Annotated in this window: 9 protein-coding genes; all 9 read right to left on the reverse strand. The window is 50.0% G+C overall.

Translation table 11 applies throughout. The features are described from left to right. Window positions 1–75: 75 nt before the first annotated feature. On the reverse strand, window positions 76–4392 hold the full coding sequence (gene rpoC, locus GS501_RS07280) for a DNA-directed RNA polymerase subunit beta' (RefSeq protein ID WP_160831212.1): 4317 nt from the start codon (window positions 4390–4392) through the stop codon (window positions 76–78). Between the two features lie 82 nt (window positions 4393–4474). Then, window positions 4475–8644, reverse strand: a complete 4170-nt coding sequence (gene rpoB, locus GS501_RS07285) for a DNA-directed RNA polymerase subunit beta (RefSeq protein WP_160831442.1) — start codon at window positions 8642–8644, stop codon at window positions 4475–4477. A gap of 246 nt (window positions 8645–8890) precedes the next feature. Beyond that, complete coding sequence (gene rplL, locus GS501_RS07290; RefSeq protein WP_160831213.1) at window positions 8891–9262, reverse strand: 50S ribosomal protein L7/L12; 372 nt, start codon at window positions 9260–9262, stop codon at window positions 8891–8893. Window positions 9263–9323: 61 nt separating this feature from the next. Beyond that, entirely contained in the window at window positions 9324–9848 is a 525-nt protein-coding gene (gene rplJ / locus GS501_RS07295) for a 50S ribosomal protein L10 (protein ID WP_160831214.1), read from the reverse strand. A gap of 270 nt (window positions 9849–10118) precedes the next feature. Continuing rightward, window positions 10119–10811 (reverse strand): 50S ribosomal protein L1, encoded by a 693-nt coding sequence (gene rplA, locus GS501_RS07300; protein ID WP_160831215.1) that lies wholly within the window; start codon window positions 10809–10811, stop codon window positions 10119–10121. A gap of 4 nt (window positions 10812–10815) precedes the next feature. Further along, a complete protein-coding gene (gene rplK, locus GS501_RS07305; RefSeq protein WP_160831216.1) occupies window positions 10816–11250 on the reverse strand; it encodes a 50S ribosomal protein L11 in 435 nt (144 codons plus the stop codon). 126 nt (window positions 11251–11376) lie between these two features. Continuing rightward, on the reverse strand, window positions 11377–12981 hold the full coding sequence (locus tag GS501_RS07310) for an efflux transporter outer membrane subunit (protein ID WP_160831217.1): 1605 nt from the start codon (window positions 12979–12981) through the stop codon (window positions 11377–11379). Then, entirely contained in the window at window positions 12981–14348 is a 1368-nt protein-coding gene (locus GS501_RS07315; protein ID WP_160831218.1) for an efflux RND transporter periplasmic adaptor subunit, read from the reverse strand. The genes GS501_RS07310 and GS501_RS07315 overlap by 1 nt, the downstream gene beginning before the upstream one ends. Continuing rightward, on the reverse strand, window positions 14345–17533 hold the full coding sequence (locus tag GS501_RS07320) for an efflux RND transporter permease subunit (RefSeq protein WP_160831219.1): 3189 nt from the start codon (window positions 17531–17533) through the stop codon (window positions 14345–14347). The genes GS501_RS07315 and GS501_RS07320 overlap by 4 nt, the downstream gene beginning before the upstream one ends. Between the last annotated feature and the right edge of the window lie 251 nt (window positions 17534–17784).

Consider the following 17784-nt stretch of genomic DNA (forward strand, 5'->3'; position numbering starts at 1 on the left):
CGCGGAGCCTAAGTTGAGTCGTCCTAAGAGTCAAGTCTCTCCCTAAAAAGAGAGAGACTTGATCATCAAAAAACATTACTCCGCTGCGTCTTCAACTGCAGGTGTACTCTTCTTCACCCGAGCTGGCTTCTCTCCTACAGCCAGATTCCGCAACCGGCGCATCGTTCCACCCGTCCCTGCAGGGATGAGGCGACCCACGATGACGTTTTCCTTCAATCCACCAAGTGTATCCACCTTACCTGATGTCGCGGCATCAGTGAGGACACGCGTGGTTTCTTGGAAGGATGCTGCAGAGATAAAGGACTGCGTCTGGAGAGACGCCTTAGTGATACCCTGGAGAATCGGCATCGCCTTCGCTGGCTCACGTCCGTTCGCGAGAAGTTCTTTATTCTCGATCTCGAACTCAACCCGATCCACCGTCTCACCAATGAGATATGTCGAGTCACCCGGCTCTAAGATCTCAACCTTTTGCAGCATCTGACGAACAATCACTTCGATGTGTTTGTCGTTAATTTTCACACCCTGCAGTCGGTAAACATCCTGAATTTCATTCACCAGGTAATCCGACAAGGCCTCCATCCCCATGACTTTCAAAATATCATGAGGAACACGAGGACCATCAACCAATGGGTCACCTTTCTGTACGAAGTCACCTTCCTGAACAGAAATATGTTTACCCTTTGGAATTAGATAGTCTGTCTGTTCTCCGGTTTCATCATTCTTCACAATGATGCTGCGCTTGGATTTATAATCCTTACCGAATTCAACACGTCCATCACCTTCGGCGATAATCGCATGATCCTTCGGACGACGCGCCTCGAACAACTCAGCAACACGTGGCAAACCACCGGTAATATCACGTGTCTTGGAGCCCTCACGCGGAATACGCGCTAATACGTCCCCTGCATGCACCTGCGCCCCGTTTTCCACTGATAGAATACTATCTGGAGACAAGAAGTAACGCGCTTCGTTACCATTCGCCAGACGCACAACATTCCCATCAGCATCTTTAAGCTGCAAACGGGGACGCAGATCCACGCCCTTAGCGGCATGCTTGTAGTCAACGACCACACGCGATGTCAGACCCGTTACCTCATCCACACGCTCGACAAGGGTAATACTGTCGATCAAGTCGAGATATTCAACTGTTCCCGCTTGCTCTGTGATGATTGGCAATGTGTATGGATCCCACTCAGCCATTTTATGGCCGCGCTCCACCTCTTGCCCTTCGGACACCATCAAACGTGCCCCATAAGGAACGCGATAACGGCCCCGCTCGGCACCATTCTCATCCGTTATCAGGATTTCACAGTTTCGAGACATCACAACCGGAACGTTTTGTGAGTTTTCCACCACATTCCGATTCCGGATCGTCACCTTACCTTCACGGAAAGCCTCAACCATGGACTGTTCAGCACCGCGTGTTGCGGCCCCACCAATGTGGAAGGTACGCATCGTCAGCTGCGTTCCAGGCTCACCAATGGACTGAGCCGCAATAACGCCGACAGCCTCACCAATGTTAACAGGTGTTCCACGCGCCAAGTCGCGCCCATAGCAATGAGCACAGATACCCGCCTGACTATCACATGTCAGAACTGACCGTATCTCAAGACTTTCAACACCTGCGCTTTCCAGAAGTTCAACGTCAGCTTCTGCCAAAAGCGTATTACGTGGCAAGAGTAACTCACCCGACGTTGGATGCAGGACATCGCGAGCCAACGTACGACCCAATGCACGCTCACCCAAGGAGGCAACCACCTCCCCGCTATCCATCACCGCGCGAACGACAAGACCACGTTCACTTTCACAATCCACCTCGGTAATGATGCAATCTTGTGCAACATCAACCAAACGGCGTGTCAGGTAACCCGAGTTTGCGGTCTTCAGAGCCGTATCTGCCAAGCCCTTACGCGCACCATGACTTGAGGTAAAGTAATCGAGAACCGACAAACCTTCTTTAAAGTTCGCCACAATAGGTTGCTCAATAATTTCACCTGATGGCTTCACCATCAGTCCGCGCATACCGGCCAGCTGTTTCATCTGTGCTGGTGACCCACGAGCCCCTGAGTGGCTCATCATCCACACAGAATTGGTCGGTTTCCCTAAGACTTGCTTGGAGATTTCCTTCAACATCGCCGCCTGCACTTCATCCGTGCAACGAGACCACGCATCCACAACCTTGTTATAACGCTCGCCAGCCGTAATCAGACCTTCCTGATATTGCTGCTCGAACTCTTTTACCTCAGCCGCAGTACGGTCCACCAAACCAGCCTTTTCCTTTGGAACGATCATATCGTCCTTACCAAAGGAAATACCCGCCATAGCAGCATGACGGAAACCCAAGCTCATTAAGCGATCACAGAAAATAACCGCCTCTTTCTGACCGCAATGACGATAAACGGTATCGATCACGTCAGAGACATTTTTCTTCGTCAGCTGCTTATTCACCAAGCTGAAAGGAATGGCCGGATGACGTGGCAAAATCTGAGCAACCAAAGCACGCCCTGGTGTCGTCAATAATGTTTGACGCACAGTCTTACCATCTTCACCCATCGTTTCGAGGCGAAGACGTATTTTATCATGCAGCTTCAAAGCACCCGCTGCCATAGCGGCTTCAATCTCTGACACCGTTGCATAAGCAGGAGGACCAGCCTTAACAACCTTACCATCCTCGATCACTGCTTCATCTGGCGTCAGGCGATATTCTGGTACCTCTAAGCTGAGATAATACAACCCTAAAACAATATCCTGAGAAGGCACGATAATGGGCTTACCATTAGCCGGGCTCAAAATATTGTTGGTCGACATCATCAGCACACGCGCTTCAAGCTGCGCCTCGAGAGACAATGGCACATGAACAGCCATCTGGTCGCCATCGAAGTCAGCATTAAAAGCGGTGCAAACAAGCGGATGAAGTTGGATAGCTTTACCTTCAACCAAGCTTGGCTCAAAAGCTTGAATACCAAGACGATGCAAGGTCGGAGCACGATTGAGCATCACGGGATGTTCACGAATGACCTCTTCGAGAATATCCCAAACCTCTGGACGCTCTTTCTCCACCATCCGCTTTGCAGCCTTGATGGTTGTTGCGTGACCATATTTCTCCAATTTGGAGTAAATAAATGGCTTGAAGAGCTCAAGCGCCATCTTCTTTGGTAAACCGCATTGATGTAGCTTTAACTCAGGCCCGACAACGATCACCGAACGGCCTGAATAATCGACGCGCTTACCCAAAAGGTTTTGACGGAAGCGCCCCTGCTTCCCCTTCAGCATGTCTGAAAGAGACTTCAACGGACGCTTGTTAGCTCCCGTAATCGCCCGTCCCCGACGACCGTTATCAAACAAGGCATCCACAGCTTCTTGAAGCATACGCTTCTCGTTGCGCACGATAATATCAGGCGCACGAAGCTCCATGAGACGCTTCAAACGATTGTTACGGTTGATAACACGGCGATAGAGATCGTTCAGATCGGATGTTGCAAAACGCCCGCCATCCAGTGGAACCAGTGGACGCAATTCCGGTGGAATCACAGGAACAATGTCCATGATCATCCACTCAGGACGCGCACCACTTTCCACAAACGACTCAACCATCTTGAGACGCTTCACCAGCTTTTTACGCGCTGCCTCTGACGTCGCTTTGCGCAATTTCTTACGCATGATGGTTTTTTCGGAATCGCCCTCCATGACTTCTGTGTCATAGTCGAACGGGTCTGGATCGCCACGCTCACGTGCAGCTCGACTTAACGCACGCTCTTGCTCGTTGGGTATACCCCAATCATAGCTGGAAAGAGCGCGCTTAATCGCCTCAGCACCGATACCAACATCTAGGCCGGAATCAGCATATTCATCCAGAAGCTCTTCACAGCGAACCTCATCCAAGAGGTACTGATCGCGGCGCTTCCCGTGCTTATAAGAATCAACCTGGTCGGACTCACAGACCCCTTTATCGAGAACAAGAAACTTCTCGAAATATAGGACAGGCTCGACATCTTTAAGAGGCAGGTCAAGCATCGTCGCAATACGGCTAGGGAGCGACTTCAAGAACCAAATATGCGCTACTGGCGCTGCAAGGTCGATATGCCCCATGCGCTCGCGGCGCACTTTTGCCAACGTAACCTCGACACCGCATTTTTCACACACGATGCCACGAAATTTCATTCGTTTATATTTACCGCACAGGCACTCATAGTCCTTTGTTGGACCAAAAATCCGTGCGCAAAAAAGACCATCACGCTCGGGCTTAAAGGTGCGGTAGTTAATTGTCTCTGGTTTTTTAATTTCACCATAAGACCAGGAACGAATCTGCTCACTGGACGCGAGCTGAATTCGAATCTGATCAAAGCTAACAGATTGACCAGATTGCCCCAAAATCTTCATGAGTTCGTTCATGCGCCGAAACCCCACTGTGCCGCACGGCGTCCCGCCGGCACGTTAAAAATGAACTATAACGAAAGAGAAGGAAGCACCGTTGTCACGATGCCCCTTGCTCAAGTTCAACATTCAAACCAAGCGACTTCAGCTCTTTAACCAAGACATTGAAGCTTTCTGGAATACCAGCTTCAAAATCATCTTGCTCACGCACAATCGCTTCATAAACCTTCGTACGACCAGACACGTCATCCGACTTCACTGTCAGCATTTCTTGAAGTGTATAGGCCGCTCCGTAAGCTTCCAGAGCCCAGACCTCCATCTCACCAAAACGCTGCCCACCGAACTGAGCCTTACCGCCGAGTGGTTGCTGTGTAACCAACGAATATGGACCAATCGAACGAGCATGAATCTTATCATCAACAAGATGATGAAGCTTCAGCATGTAGATATAGCCGACCGTTGTTTGACGTTCAAACTTCTCACCCGTCCGCCCATCAATCAACTGGGATTGACCTGATTTATCCACCCCTGCCTTAACCAGCATCTCTTCAATATCGGGTATTGAGGCACCGTCAAACACAGGTGTCGCAATCGGCACACCCTTACGCAGGTTGTTAGCAAGCTCGATAAGCTCATCATTGGACATAGTCGCAATATCATCTTGATAGACACGCTCACCATAGACCTCTTTCAAGCGATCCAAGAGCTCCTGTCGACGCTCACCAGTTCTCTGGTAATCATCGACAATAGTCGCGATGCTCTGGCCAATATTGGCACAAGCCCAACCTAAATGCGTCTCGAGAATCTGCCCCACATTCATACGTGACGGCACGCCAAGTGGGTTCAGTACCAAGTCAACCGCCTGCCCATTCTCCAAAAATGGCATGTCCTCTACAGGAACAACGCGGGAAACCACACCCTTGTTCCCGTGACGACCCGCCATTTTATCGCCCGGCTGAAGCTTACGCTTCACAGCAATGAAGACTTTTACCATCTTCATCACGCCAGGAGGCAATTCATCACCTCGCTGAAGCTTCTCAACCTTGTTGTCAAAGCGGCCATTGATAGAGCGTACGGCTTCATCAAACTCACGGCACAGCGTTTCCAACTCGGCACTTACAGCCGGATCTGCCACCGGAATATTACGCCATGCACGACGTGGGTGCTCATCCAGCACTTGCGGCGTAATATCCGTCCCTGCACGAATACCCTTGAAACCTGCAGCCGCCTTCTGACCAAGCAAATGCTCGCGCAATCGGCTAAAGAAACTACGCTCCTGGATCAAACGCTCGTCATCACGATCTTTTGCCAAACGCTCAATCTCTGCGCGCTCAATCGCCATCGCACGCTCATCTTTATCCACACCGCGGCGGGAGAAGACACGCACATCGACAACTGTACCACTCGTTCCTGGTGGCAATTTCAATGAGGTATCACGCACATCTGACGCTTTTTCACCGAAGATGGCTCGCAGGAGTTTTTCCTCTGGCGTCATTGGGCTTTCACCCTTAGGCGTCACTTTACCGATGAGGATGTCCCCAGGATTGACCTCGGCACCGACGTAAACGATCCCCGCCTCATCAAGATTCCGAAGAGCCTCTTCACCGACGTTAGGAATATCGCGCGTAATCTCTTCCTGTCCAAGCTTCGTATCACGAGCCATGACCTCAAATTCTTCAATATGAATTGAAGTAAAGATGTCATCACGCGCAATACGCTCAGAAATCAGGATGGAATCTTCAAAGTTGTACCCATTCCACGGCATAAAGGCGACCAGAACGTTACGCCCTAACGCCAATTCGCCCAACTCTGTAGACGGACCATCAGCAATAATATCACCCGCGCCAACACGATCACCAACCCTCACCAAAGGACGTTGATTCAAACATGTTGACTGGTTAGAGCGCATATATTTGCGCAAACGATAAATATCGACACCTTGGGTAGAGCCGTTTTCATCGGTCGCACGAATAACGATACGCGCACCATCAAGCTGATCTACGATACCGCCACGCTTCGCAACAATAGCAGCACCGGAGTCATGAGCAACTGGGCCTTCCATTCCAGTCCCTACCAACGGCGCATCAGCACGCACCAATGGCACAGCCTGACGTTGCATGTTGGATCCCATGAGCGCACGGTTCGCGTCATCGTTCTCAAGGAACGGGATCAATGCAGCAGCGACAGAAACCAATTGCTTTGGTGAAACGTCGCACGCTGTTACTTGAGCCGGCGGCACCAAGCGGAAGTCACCTGTCTGACGAACAGCTACAAGCTCGTCAACCAAGCGACCATCCTGCTGCTTCGCATCGGCCTGTGCAACAATCAGCCGTTCCTCTTCCATGGCGGAAAGATATTTCCAACCATCTTGAAGAACACCATCTTTTACCAGGCGATAAGGCGTTTCAATAAATCCGTATTGATTGACCTTCGCATACGTTGCCAGCGAGTTAATCAACCCAATATTTGGCCCTTCAGGCGTTTCAATCGGGCAGATACGTCCATAGTGCGTTGGATGAACGTCACGCACCTCAAAGCCCGCACGCTCACGCGTAAGACCACCCGGCCCCAAGGCCGATAGACGACGCTTATGCGTTACTTCTGAGAGCGGATTGGTCTGATCCATGAACTGGCTAAGCTGCGAAGAACCAAAGAACTCACGCACAGCCGCCGCTGCTGGTTTCGCGTTGATCAGATCATGTGGCATGACCGTGTCAATATCCACAGACCCCATACGCTCGCGGATGGCACGCTCCATACGAAGCAAACCAATACGATACTGATTCTCCATCAACTCGCCGACGGAGCGAACACGACGGTTTCCTAGATTATCAATATCATCAACCTGACCACGCCCATCCTTAAGATCACAAAGAACCTTAACCGTGCGGATGATGTCTTCTTTACGCAATGTCCGAAGTGTGTCGGGAGCATCTACATCGAGACGCATATTCATCTTCACACGGCCGACAGCAGAAAGATCATAGCGATCTGACTCAAAAAACAGACCACGCAGCATAGCTTCCGCCGTTTCGCGCGTTGGGGGCTCACCCGGACGCATGATACGATAAATATCGATCAATGCTTCTTCACGCGACGTATTCTTATCCGCCATCAATGTATTGCGGATCCAAGGGCCGTGCGCCCCATCAATCGCAAGAATGGGCAGCTCTGTCAGACCCAACTCTTCTAGAGCTGTCAGATTTTCTTCTGTTAACTCTTCACCCGCTTCCGCATAGATCTCACCCGTCTGCTCATTCACCAAGTCATGAGCAATGAAACGGCCTAAGATATCCAGGCGACCAACATGCACAACACGCGTTTTCTCTGCAATTTTTCTTACAACGCGTGCTGTTAACTTTGTCCCGGCCTCAGCAACCACTTCTCCAGTGTCCGCATCCACCAAGGGGCTCAGCAATTTTAGACCACGGAATGCATCAGGATCAAATGGACGCGCCCACTCATTCCCTGCACGTGTGAACGGCACGATACCGTAGAAGCTCGAGAGGATCTCATCCTCATCCATGCCGCTTACTTCAAGGATATCAACATCACCACCAGCCGCGAGCTTCGCCTCGCGAGCCTTACGAGAGTTTTCCCCTTCTAAGGCATAAAGCAGGGTCGTGACGGGCAATTTCCGCTTACGGTCAATACGAACATGGATGATATCACGCGCGTCAAACTCGAAATCCAACCATGACCCACGGTAAGGAATCACACGTGCGGCAAAAAGATATTTACCTGACGAATGTGTCTTACCTTTATCATGATCAAAGAAAACACCAGGGCTACGGTGCATCTGAGAAACGATAACACGCTCAGTTCCGTTAATAATGAACGTACCGTTATCGGTCATGAGTGGCATATCACCCATGTAAACAGGCTGTTCTTTCAAATCATGAATAGAACGAGACCCTGTATCCTCGTCGATATCCCACGTCGTCAGACGTAAAACAACCTTCAGCGGCGCCGCATATGTCAAACCACGTTGAATGCATTCTTCAACGTCATATTTTGGTTCTTCAAATTCATAATACTGAAAATCCAGTCGCCCACGACCAGCAAAATCATGAATTGGAAAAACAGAACGGAATACCTCCTGAAGGCCAGCCATTTCACGGCTCTCAGGGCGAATATTCATTTGCAAGAAAGCCTCATAAGAAGCTCGCTGCACGTCAATCAAATTTGGCATCGGCGCAATTTCGGGAATACGCCCGAAGCTCTTGCGGATCCTCTTACGCCCTGTGAACGATTTTGTGATCGCGTTCATCTCATCCTGCCCCTGCACCAGACCTCCGAGTCGCCCGCCTTCGTCTGGCATAAAATCTATAAAGAACTCTGCCAAAACGTCAGACGACTTGAACGGCTGATTTATCCATATCTGTGACGCATAACGAAACGCTTCATTATATAAGCGCTTTTCCCGTCAACGGCAAATGGGGCGGGACCGCTATGCAGCACCCGCCCACCTACCTTCAGCAACCTTTTGATATCAAAGGCCGCTTTAGATCGACTCTTACTTGATTTCGACTGTAGCGCCGTTATCCTCAAGAGCTTTCTTGATCTTATCAGCTTCTTCCTTGGTTGCCCCTTCCTTAACGGTCTTTGGAGCACCCTCAACGAGATCCTTAGCTTCCTTCAGGCCAAGACCTGTAATGCCACGGATTTCCTTAATAACGTTGATCTTCTTGTCACCAGCTTTTGCCAAGATGATGTCAAATTCTGTCTTCTCAACAGCAGCTTCAGCAGCAGCGACAGGAGCAGCAGCAACAGCAGCTGGAGCAGCCGCTGAAACGCCCCATTTCTCTTCTAGAAGCTTGGAAAGTTCAGCAGCTTCAAGAACGCTAAGAGCGGATAGTTCGTCAACCAATTTCGCCAGGTCGGCCATGGTATTTTCCTCTATAAATGCATGTTAAACAGGCCCCCCACAAAAAGGGAACCTAAGTTAATTAAGCGGCTTCCTTGTCGCCGGTTCTGGCATAGGCACCAAGAACACGAGCAAGCTGGGCGGCCGGAGCCTGACTGAGGACTGCAAGACGTGTTGCTGGGGTACTGATCATACCAACCAACTGGCCACGCAGTTCATCCAGAGATGGCAACTCGGCAAGAGCCTTGATTCCATTGGCGTCAAGCACCTGGTTACCAAGGGCGCCACCAAGCACCTCCAACTTCTCATTCTTCTTGGCGAACTCGACCAACACCTTCGCCACGCCAACTGGCTCGTCTGCCCATGAAATGGCAGTCGGCCCTTTGAACAGCGGCTCTAGGCCGTCGAACTGGGTCCCATCCAGAGCACGGCTGACCAGCCGGTTCTTCGCAACCTTATATGTCGCTCCCACTGCACGAACGCGCTGACGCAGCTCTGTCGCCTCTGCAACGGTCAACCCTTTATTATGGGTGACAATCACCGTCGACGTGCTACCAAACACGTTTGTGAGGAACTCGACAAAGGCCCGTTTTTCCGTACGGTCCAAAACCTGTCTCCTCGTCAGTCTGATCACTCAAACTAAGTTACCCATAGATCTCGCCCCGAGAATATCTCCTCACAACGAGATCCGCTCGCCTGTCCATAGAAGGGAACCCGCACCATGCACTATAAAATACATGAAAATACGACCTCACCCGTCTGACACCCGCGCTTCTTTCGAAGCATTAAAACGACCGTTACGTGCGCTCTTGGACAGGAAGGGGAAGCATGAACACCTCCCCGACACCACCCGAAGGCGGCGATTCCTATTAGACTGTTAACCCTCTAAATTCGTCACATCCAAACGAACACCAACCCCCATCGTGGACGTTAGTGAAGCATTCTTGAGATATGTACCCTTAGCACCAGAAGGACGAGCCTTCTGCAAAGCATCAATCAACGCTTTAATATTCTCAACCAGCTTAGCTTCGTCAAAGGACGCTTTACCAACCCCAGCATGAACAATACCGGCACGCTCTGCACGATATTCAACCTGCCCGGATTTAGCTGCCGCAATAGCACCCTTAACATCCATTGTCACGGTCCCCAAACGTGGGTTTGGCATCAGACCACGTGGACCAAGGATCTTACCCAGACGACCAACAAGAGCCATCATATCAGGCGTTGCAATGCAGCGATCAAAATTCAGCTCACCAGCCTGAATTTTTTCGGCAAGGTCCTCTGCACCTACGACTTCTGCGCCAGCAGCCAAAGCTTCCTCAGCTTTAGCGCCTCGTGCAAAAACGCCAACGCGCAATGTCTTACCCGTACCATTTGGCAGAGAAATCAGTCCCCTTACCATCTGGTCCGCATGACGTGGGTCAACACCCAAGCCAACAGAAAGTTCAATGGTCTCATCGAACTTCGCAACGGCATTACCTTTTACCAAAGAAACAGCCTCTGTCAGAGGATATACCTTGTTGCTGTCTACCTTGGCACGCAGAGCGGCTAAACGCTTATTTTTTGCCACAGTCTTAGCCCTCCACCACATCGAGACCGATTGACTTTGCAGAACCTGCCAACATACGGACAGCCCCATCAATGTCATTCGCGTTCATGTCTTTGAACTTGGTTTCTGCGATCTCACGAAGCTGAGCCACCGTTACAGAACCAACAGAAGCCGTCTTACCGACCTCAGAGTTACCCTTGGTGATCTTCGCTGCTTTCAGAAGAAAGTAGGTGTTTGGCGGAGTCTTCGTGATGAAGGTAAAAGTGCGATCCGCATAGGCCGTGATGACGACTGGAATCGGCATACCTGGCTCAAGACTCTGCGTCTTAGCATTAAATTCTTTACAGAATTGCATGATGTTCAGACCACGCTGACCGAGCGCGGGACCAACTGGTGGAGACGGATTCGCCTTACCAGCCGGAATCTGTAACTTGATGTAGCCAACAACTTTTTTGGCCATATCCGGGACTCCCTAATTTTTAGTTCCCGAACCGCGGTCTATACGGAGGCCAACCAATAGCCCCCTCCCGCGTTCGACATGGATGGCTCCCCTAGACCGATTTGGGCATACTGTCAAGAATAGCCTTTAAGGATGCCCTATATCATGCCCCGTCAAATCACTATCTTCCTTCGACGGTTCCAATCCATTCTCTTTCCCCTGTCCCTTAACAGGAACCTCTCCCGCAGCACGCGCATGATGGAGGTTATCATATTGGAAAGGACCAAACGGATCTATTTCATTCACTTTCGGTAGAACGCTTGAATCCCAGCCTCCACCAAGAGCTCTTACCAAACGAACCGTCGCTTGGATTTGCGACATCTGCGCTTGAACCTCAAGCAATCGAGCACGTAATGCATCCTGCTGCGCAACGAGAGCATCCAAATAGTTCGTCAACCCTCCTGTATAGAGGGACATCGTCATGCTTTGTGTTCGCAAAGCAGCCTCAACGGCCCGTTTTTGTTGCAATTGCTCTTGATGAAAAAGACGTGTCTGACTGATACCATCTTCAACATCTTGAAAAGCACCCAGCACGACAGAGCGGTAGTCATCAACCCTTTCTCGATATTGCGACCAAGCCCGTTGGAGGGCAGCCCGGCGCATACCTCCTGTAAACAAAGGCTCTACAGCTTGAACCGCGACAGTCCAAAAGGCCCGCGAAATACTTGCCAGATCGAACCCGCTATCTTCAAATCCACCCGTCGCACTGAATGTAATATGCGGATAAAAGGCCGCACGTGACACCCCGATAGAACGAGCCGCTGCCGCCATTTGTCGCTCACTCATCGCAATATCTGGACGACGCTCCAATAGTGTTGAGGGAAGACCGGTCTTAATCTGCACGGTCGCAAAATGCATTCTTACATCATTGATCGGTTCGATATGAAAACCTGCTGGCACCGTGTTTAATAAGGCGGCAATCGCATGCTCCTCTACCTGCCGCTGTGCCAATAGTCGGCTCTGTCCGGCTTGTGCCGCATAAAGTTGATTTTCCGCACGCGATACATCCAACCCATCACCAATAGCTCCCCCTTGACGAAGGCGCGTTATCTCAACAGCATCTTGGAAGTAACGAATGGAATCGGCATAAACAGCAAGCTGTGCATCAAGCCCACGTAGAGCTACATAGTGAGACGCCAATTCTGCCTCAAGGCTCAATCGCGTCAGTGCATATTCTGCAGCACTCGCTTGGGCCATATTCTTCTGCATGCGCGTAGAGTTACGAATAGAATCCCAGAAATCTGGTTCCCACGTTGCTGCCCCACTATACATCACATTTGATTCATAAATGGGTGATGTACTGTTGCGGCTTAAATAGAGGCGCCTCCTTGAGCTTTTATTGCGGCTCATACGCCCCGACCCTGATATTTGAGGGTAGAGCTGGCTTTCTGTTTCCCGAGCAATATCTCGCTCTTGTGTGAAGGCTTCAGCCGCGGCCTGCAAATCAGGATTGCTACTAAGGAGCTTCGTCTCGAGTTGATTTAACAAGGGATCTTGCAATACTTCCCACCAACGCCCGCGCTGCACCATATCGGCAGGCTGTGCGTCGCGCATGATTCCTTGACCACTCCACCCATTAGGATAAATCAAATGTGGAGGATGATAAGTCGGTGCAAGATCACACGACGCCAATAAAAAGCTCATCCCCCCTATTAAAAGAGCACTTTTACGGAGCCAATTACGCGCCGCCATTAGTGCCCCCTTCCCTGTACTGGTTTGGATTGATCATTGCTCCCATCATTCCCCGCTGATGGTGAGGGGTGATTACTCTCAATAGGCTCTTCTTCTTCCGGAGCCATAGCACCAGCACGACGCAAATCGCCCGGGCTATCATTGCTCAAAGGCTTATCCTGCAATTGGGGAAGTTTGGGTTGCTCATTATATCCCCGCGTAGCAGGAACAACGTGCACCGCATCCCCCTCCAACATATCCGCTGTAGGGTTTGCTACGATTTGGTCATGCACACTCAAGCCACTCAATATCTGGCTTGTAAGACCAAAGTTCACCCCGACCTGCACATTCTGTAGATGAATGTGGTTATTAATCACTTTCGCTATCTGCATCCCTTGAGCACGGAAGAGCAGTGCATTGGTTGGGATAATCAAAATGGAAGGATCCCCAGGGGCCATAATATGGGCTGTTGCATAGGAATTCGGCCAAAGCATATCTTCATCATTATTCAGGGATAATTCTGTCGTCACAGTACGCGTAGCAGAATTGAACGCCCTCGCTGTTGCCAGAAATTCCGCTTTGAATTTTCGTCCAGGATACTGAGGAACACTGAGGTCAGCTGTGATTTTAGGCGAGATAACACTCGCAAAGTCTTGTGGGACTGACACGAAAACACGGATACGATGAACATCCGCAACAGAGAATAATTCTGCAATGGACCCCCGAGCGCTTAAATTACCCCCGGCAGGATTGACGTAATCCCCAACGTTAACCAAACGCGACGTCACAATTCCATCAAATGGCGCAACAATCTTTTTAAAATTCTCTAAAGCCTGAAAACGCTCAACATCATGGAAGGCCGCTTCAAGCTCTGCCTTTTGTGCTGCTGCATTCGCCGCCTGTACATCCACTTCCTGACGAGAAACGGCTTGAGTACCGCGCAAAGCTGTCCACCGTCGGGTGGTTATTAAGGCTAAACGGTAACGTGCCATCACAACGTCATAATGTGCCTTCGCCGCCGCAAATTGTGCATCCAAACTAGGAGTACTGATTTCTGCCAGAAGATCTCCCCGTTTCACACGTGCACCATAATCCTTGTACCACATCTTAACGTAGCCGGAGACCTGCGCATAAATTGGGGCTTCATACCATGCCGCCAAATTAGCAGGCAGATCGACTTGTCGAACCTTGGGGCCTGGCTGCGGGTAAACCAACGCAACACGTGGAATTGCCCCATCTTCCGTCTCTTGTTTTATCTCTCTTGTATCGAGAGCACGCTGAATGAGCCCCCACCCAACAAGCACAATAATGACAACAATAATAAGCAAGACGATGAAACGCGTCCGTTTCGGAGAACGACCTTGAGGTAGCTGAGACGAAGAACTCACGGACGGCCCCCTTCTTGAAGCGCTGTTTTTCTAGATGTCGGTTTATTGGATTTTTCATGCATAACGGCAAAGACACAGGGGACAAAAAGTAAGGTTGCAACCGTTGCAACCATCAGTCCACCGATCACCGCCTTACCGAGCGGTGCATTGGAAGAGTTACTGATCGACATGGGGATCATCCCGATCATCATTGCCAATGCAGTCATCATAACAGGACGAATACGCTCATACCCTGCTTCAAGAGCGGCTTTAATCGCATCCCCATGCTCTTCTAAACGCTCACGCGCGAAAGCAACAACCAAAATAGCGTTTGCTGTTGCGGTTCCCATACACATGATCGCTCCCGTCAAAGCAGGCACGGATAATGTCGTATGCGTAAGGAACAAGCTCCAGGCAATACCTCCCAACGCCCCAGGCAGAGCCATAACGATCACAAACGGATCCAACCATGATTGGAAGTTCACGACGATAATGAGATAAACCAACGCAATAGACAGAGCGAGACCACCAATTAATTGGCTATACGCACCGTTCATTGTCACGGCTTGACCACGGACGACCATGCCCGAACCGTGCGGCAAAAAAGCACGCTCTTGCGCTACAATCTTATTAACTTGCCGAGATATTGTTCCCAGGTCTACCCCTTCTGGGCTCGCATAGATATCGAAAACAGGCATGATATTATAGTGAGAAACCTCAGCTGGTGTACCTGTCTCCACAAAATGGCTCACCCCACCCAAAAGCTGCATTATCTGATTTTGAGGGTTCCCATCACCACGGTCCACGGGCACCTTTTCAAGGTCATTGAGCGTCTGCAAATAATTGGCCGGTGTCTGAACATCAATAAGCTGGGACGTCCCTTGAGAGTTCAGATAGTAAGTCTGACCAACCTGGGCACTTCCCGACAATGTCACCAAGGCATTATAGGCAACATCACGCTCCGTCACCCCGGTACCAATAGCAAAGCTACGATGGGCATTAATCAGCAGCGTAGGCTGCGTCATTGGCTCCTGCACCGTAACATCAGCTACCCCCGTGATGTGACGTAATTTCTGCGCCAACTTTACAGAAAAAGCATAGTTATCTTGCAGATTACGGCCAACCACCTGCACATCAATAGGAGATGGGAGACCAAAATTGAGAATCTTAGATGTGAGATCCCCCGGTTGGAATGTAAATACAGTCCCCGGGAAAGAGTCATTCAGCCCGCGACGGAGAAGACGGCGATATTCCGGAATGGGGCTCTCATCATTCTTCAACTGGATGGTGATATCACAATCTTGCGCACCCGTTGTTGGGGATGGAACCATCGCCTGGTTAAGCTGACTCATGGGAAGACCGCAATTATTCACGACACTTTCAACTTGTCCCGCCAAAAGCTGACGTATCCTACGCTCTACTAACCCATTAATTTTAGCCGTTTCTTCAATACGCGTACCTATAGGAGCGCGCATATGCATCTGCAACGTGCCTGACTTAACTTCAGGAAAGAAATTTTGCCCAACAAAGAGCAAAAGCAGGAGCGATGACACCGAGCCCAGCATAAAGATCGCTATAAAGCGTCTCCGTATATTCACAAGGCTTGTCAGAACATTGTGATAGGCTCCTCGGAAACGCTCAAACCCTGCCTCAAACCCTCTCTGAAACCGACCGAAAAAACCAGGATTTTTCTTCTGTGCGTTGGGGTCTCTTTGCTGCCTTACCTGCTCTGCAAGCAACCAGTTCGCCATCGTCGGAACAAGGGTTCGTGACAAAATAAATGACGCAATCATCGCAAAAATAATGGCTTCAGCCATCGGCATGAAGAGCCATCCCGCGACACCGGTCAACTCGAACAAAGGTAACCACACAATACAAATACATGTCGTGGAAACAAATGTCGGGATAACGATCTGGTTCGCAGCATCAATGATGGCATGTTCAAGCTCTTTACCCATATGCAAATGGGCATCAATATTCTCAATCATCACTGTTGCATCATCAACGAGAATACCAACCGCTAGAGCCAATCCACCCAACGTCATCACGTTAATCGACTGCCCTGCTATACTCAGCCCGATAAGAGCCGAAAGCATGGCCAAAGGAATGGAGGTCGCAACAATCAACGTTGACCGCCACGAGCCCAAGAAAAGGAGGACCGTCAAACTGGTTAGAAGTGCGGCGGTAATCATCTCACGCACAACGTCAATAACAGACTCTTTCACGAAGCTCGAAGCATCCGTTAAGATACTCATCGTTGTGCCTTTGGGTAAGGTCTTTTGAACATCTGGTAGGATCTTCTTAATCCCACTCACAACATCCAATGTGGATGCATTCCCACTCTTGAGCACAACAATCATAACGGATTGATGCCCACGCACCAAAACGGCATTCATCTGTGGAGGGCCGCCTTTATGCACCCATGCAACATCACGCAAATATATGACCGAGTTCCCAACCTGCTTGATGGGCATTCGATTAAAAGCATCAATATCCATAGGCGATGAGTTGGTACGCACCATTAAATCCTGTGCACCAACTTTTTGATCCCCGCCCGGTAACACAATATTTTGCTGGTTAAGAGCCGTCGCGACATCCACAGGAGAAAGCCGATGAGCCAGCAATTTGGTCGGATCAATATCCACCATGATGTCAGCCGCGATACCACCATAAGGGCTCGGTATTGCAGTTCCCGGCACCGAAACCAATTCAGGACGGATGAGGTTAGACGCCATATTATAAATTTCCGAACTCGACATGTTCGGATTATTAACCTGCAAGGTCAGCACAGGAACGGAGGAAGCATCTAACGCAATAATAAGCGGAGGTGTCGCGCCTGTAGGTAGCTGCTTAATAACTGTTTGCGATACAGAGGTAATCTGCGTTTGAGCAACTGCTGTATTCGTACCGGGTTGGAAAAAAATCTTCACCACACCGCGGCCGTAGTAAGAGCTACTTTCAATATGCTCGATATTACTAACCGTCGCTGTTAGTGTTCGCTCATAATAATAGACAATACGCCCTGACATTTCCTCAGGCATAAGGCCTGTATAGGACCAAACAGCTGCGACGATAGGAATTTTAATACTTGGAAAAACATCTGTCGGTGTTCCCAAGATGGCTCGAATACCAAAAATAACGATGACAATCGACAAAACGACGAACGTATACGGGCGGCGCAATGCCGTAACGACAATAGCGTTCATCAGGCGACATCACCGCCATAGGTAACCACCTGCATCCTTCGCTCTCCCCGGCCCGTCGTTATCCTCACGCAGCATCACTCCTTTGCGAACAATCTCACCAACTGACTCTCGTCAAAACATGTCATCACAATGACAAAGCAACCCCCTCAAGAGTTTCACTCACATCGACAGACATATTAACGACCTATAAGGCCGCACGGCAAAAGAAAGAATGCCTTTTCCATTGAAAAGAATTTTACACACCTAAAGAC

Source organism: Saccharibacter sp. 17.LH.SD (genome assembly GCF_009834805.1).
Lineage (GTDB): Bacteria > Pseudomonadota > Alphaproteobacteria > Acetobacterales > Acetobacteraceae > Saccharibacter.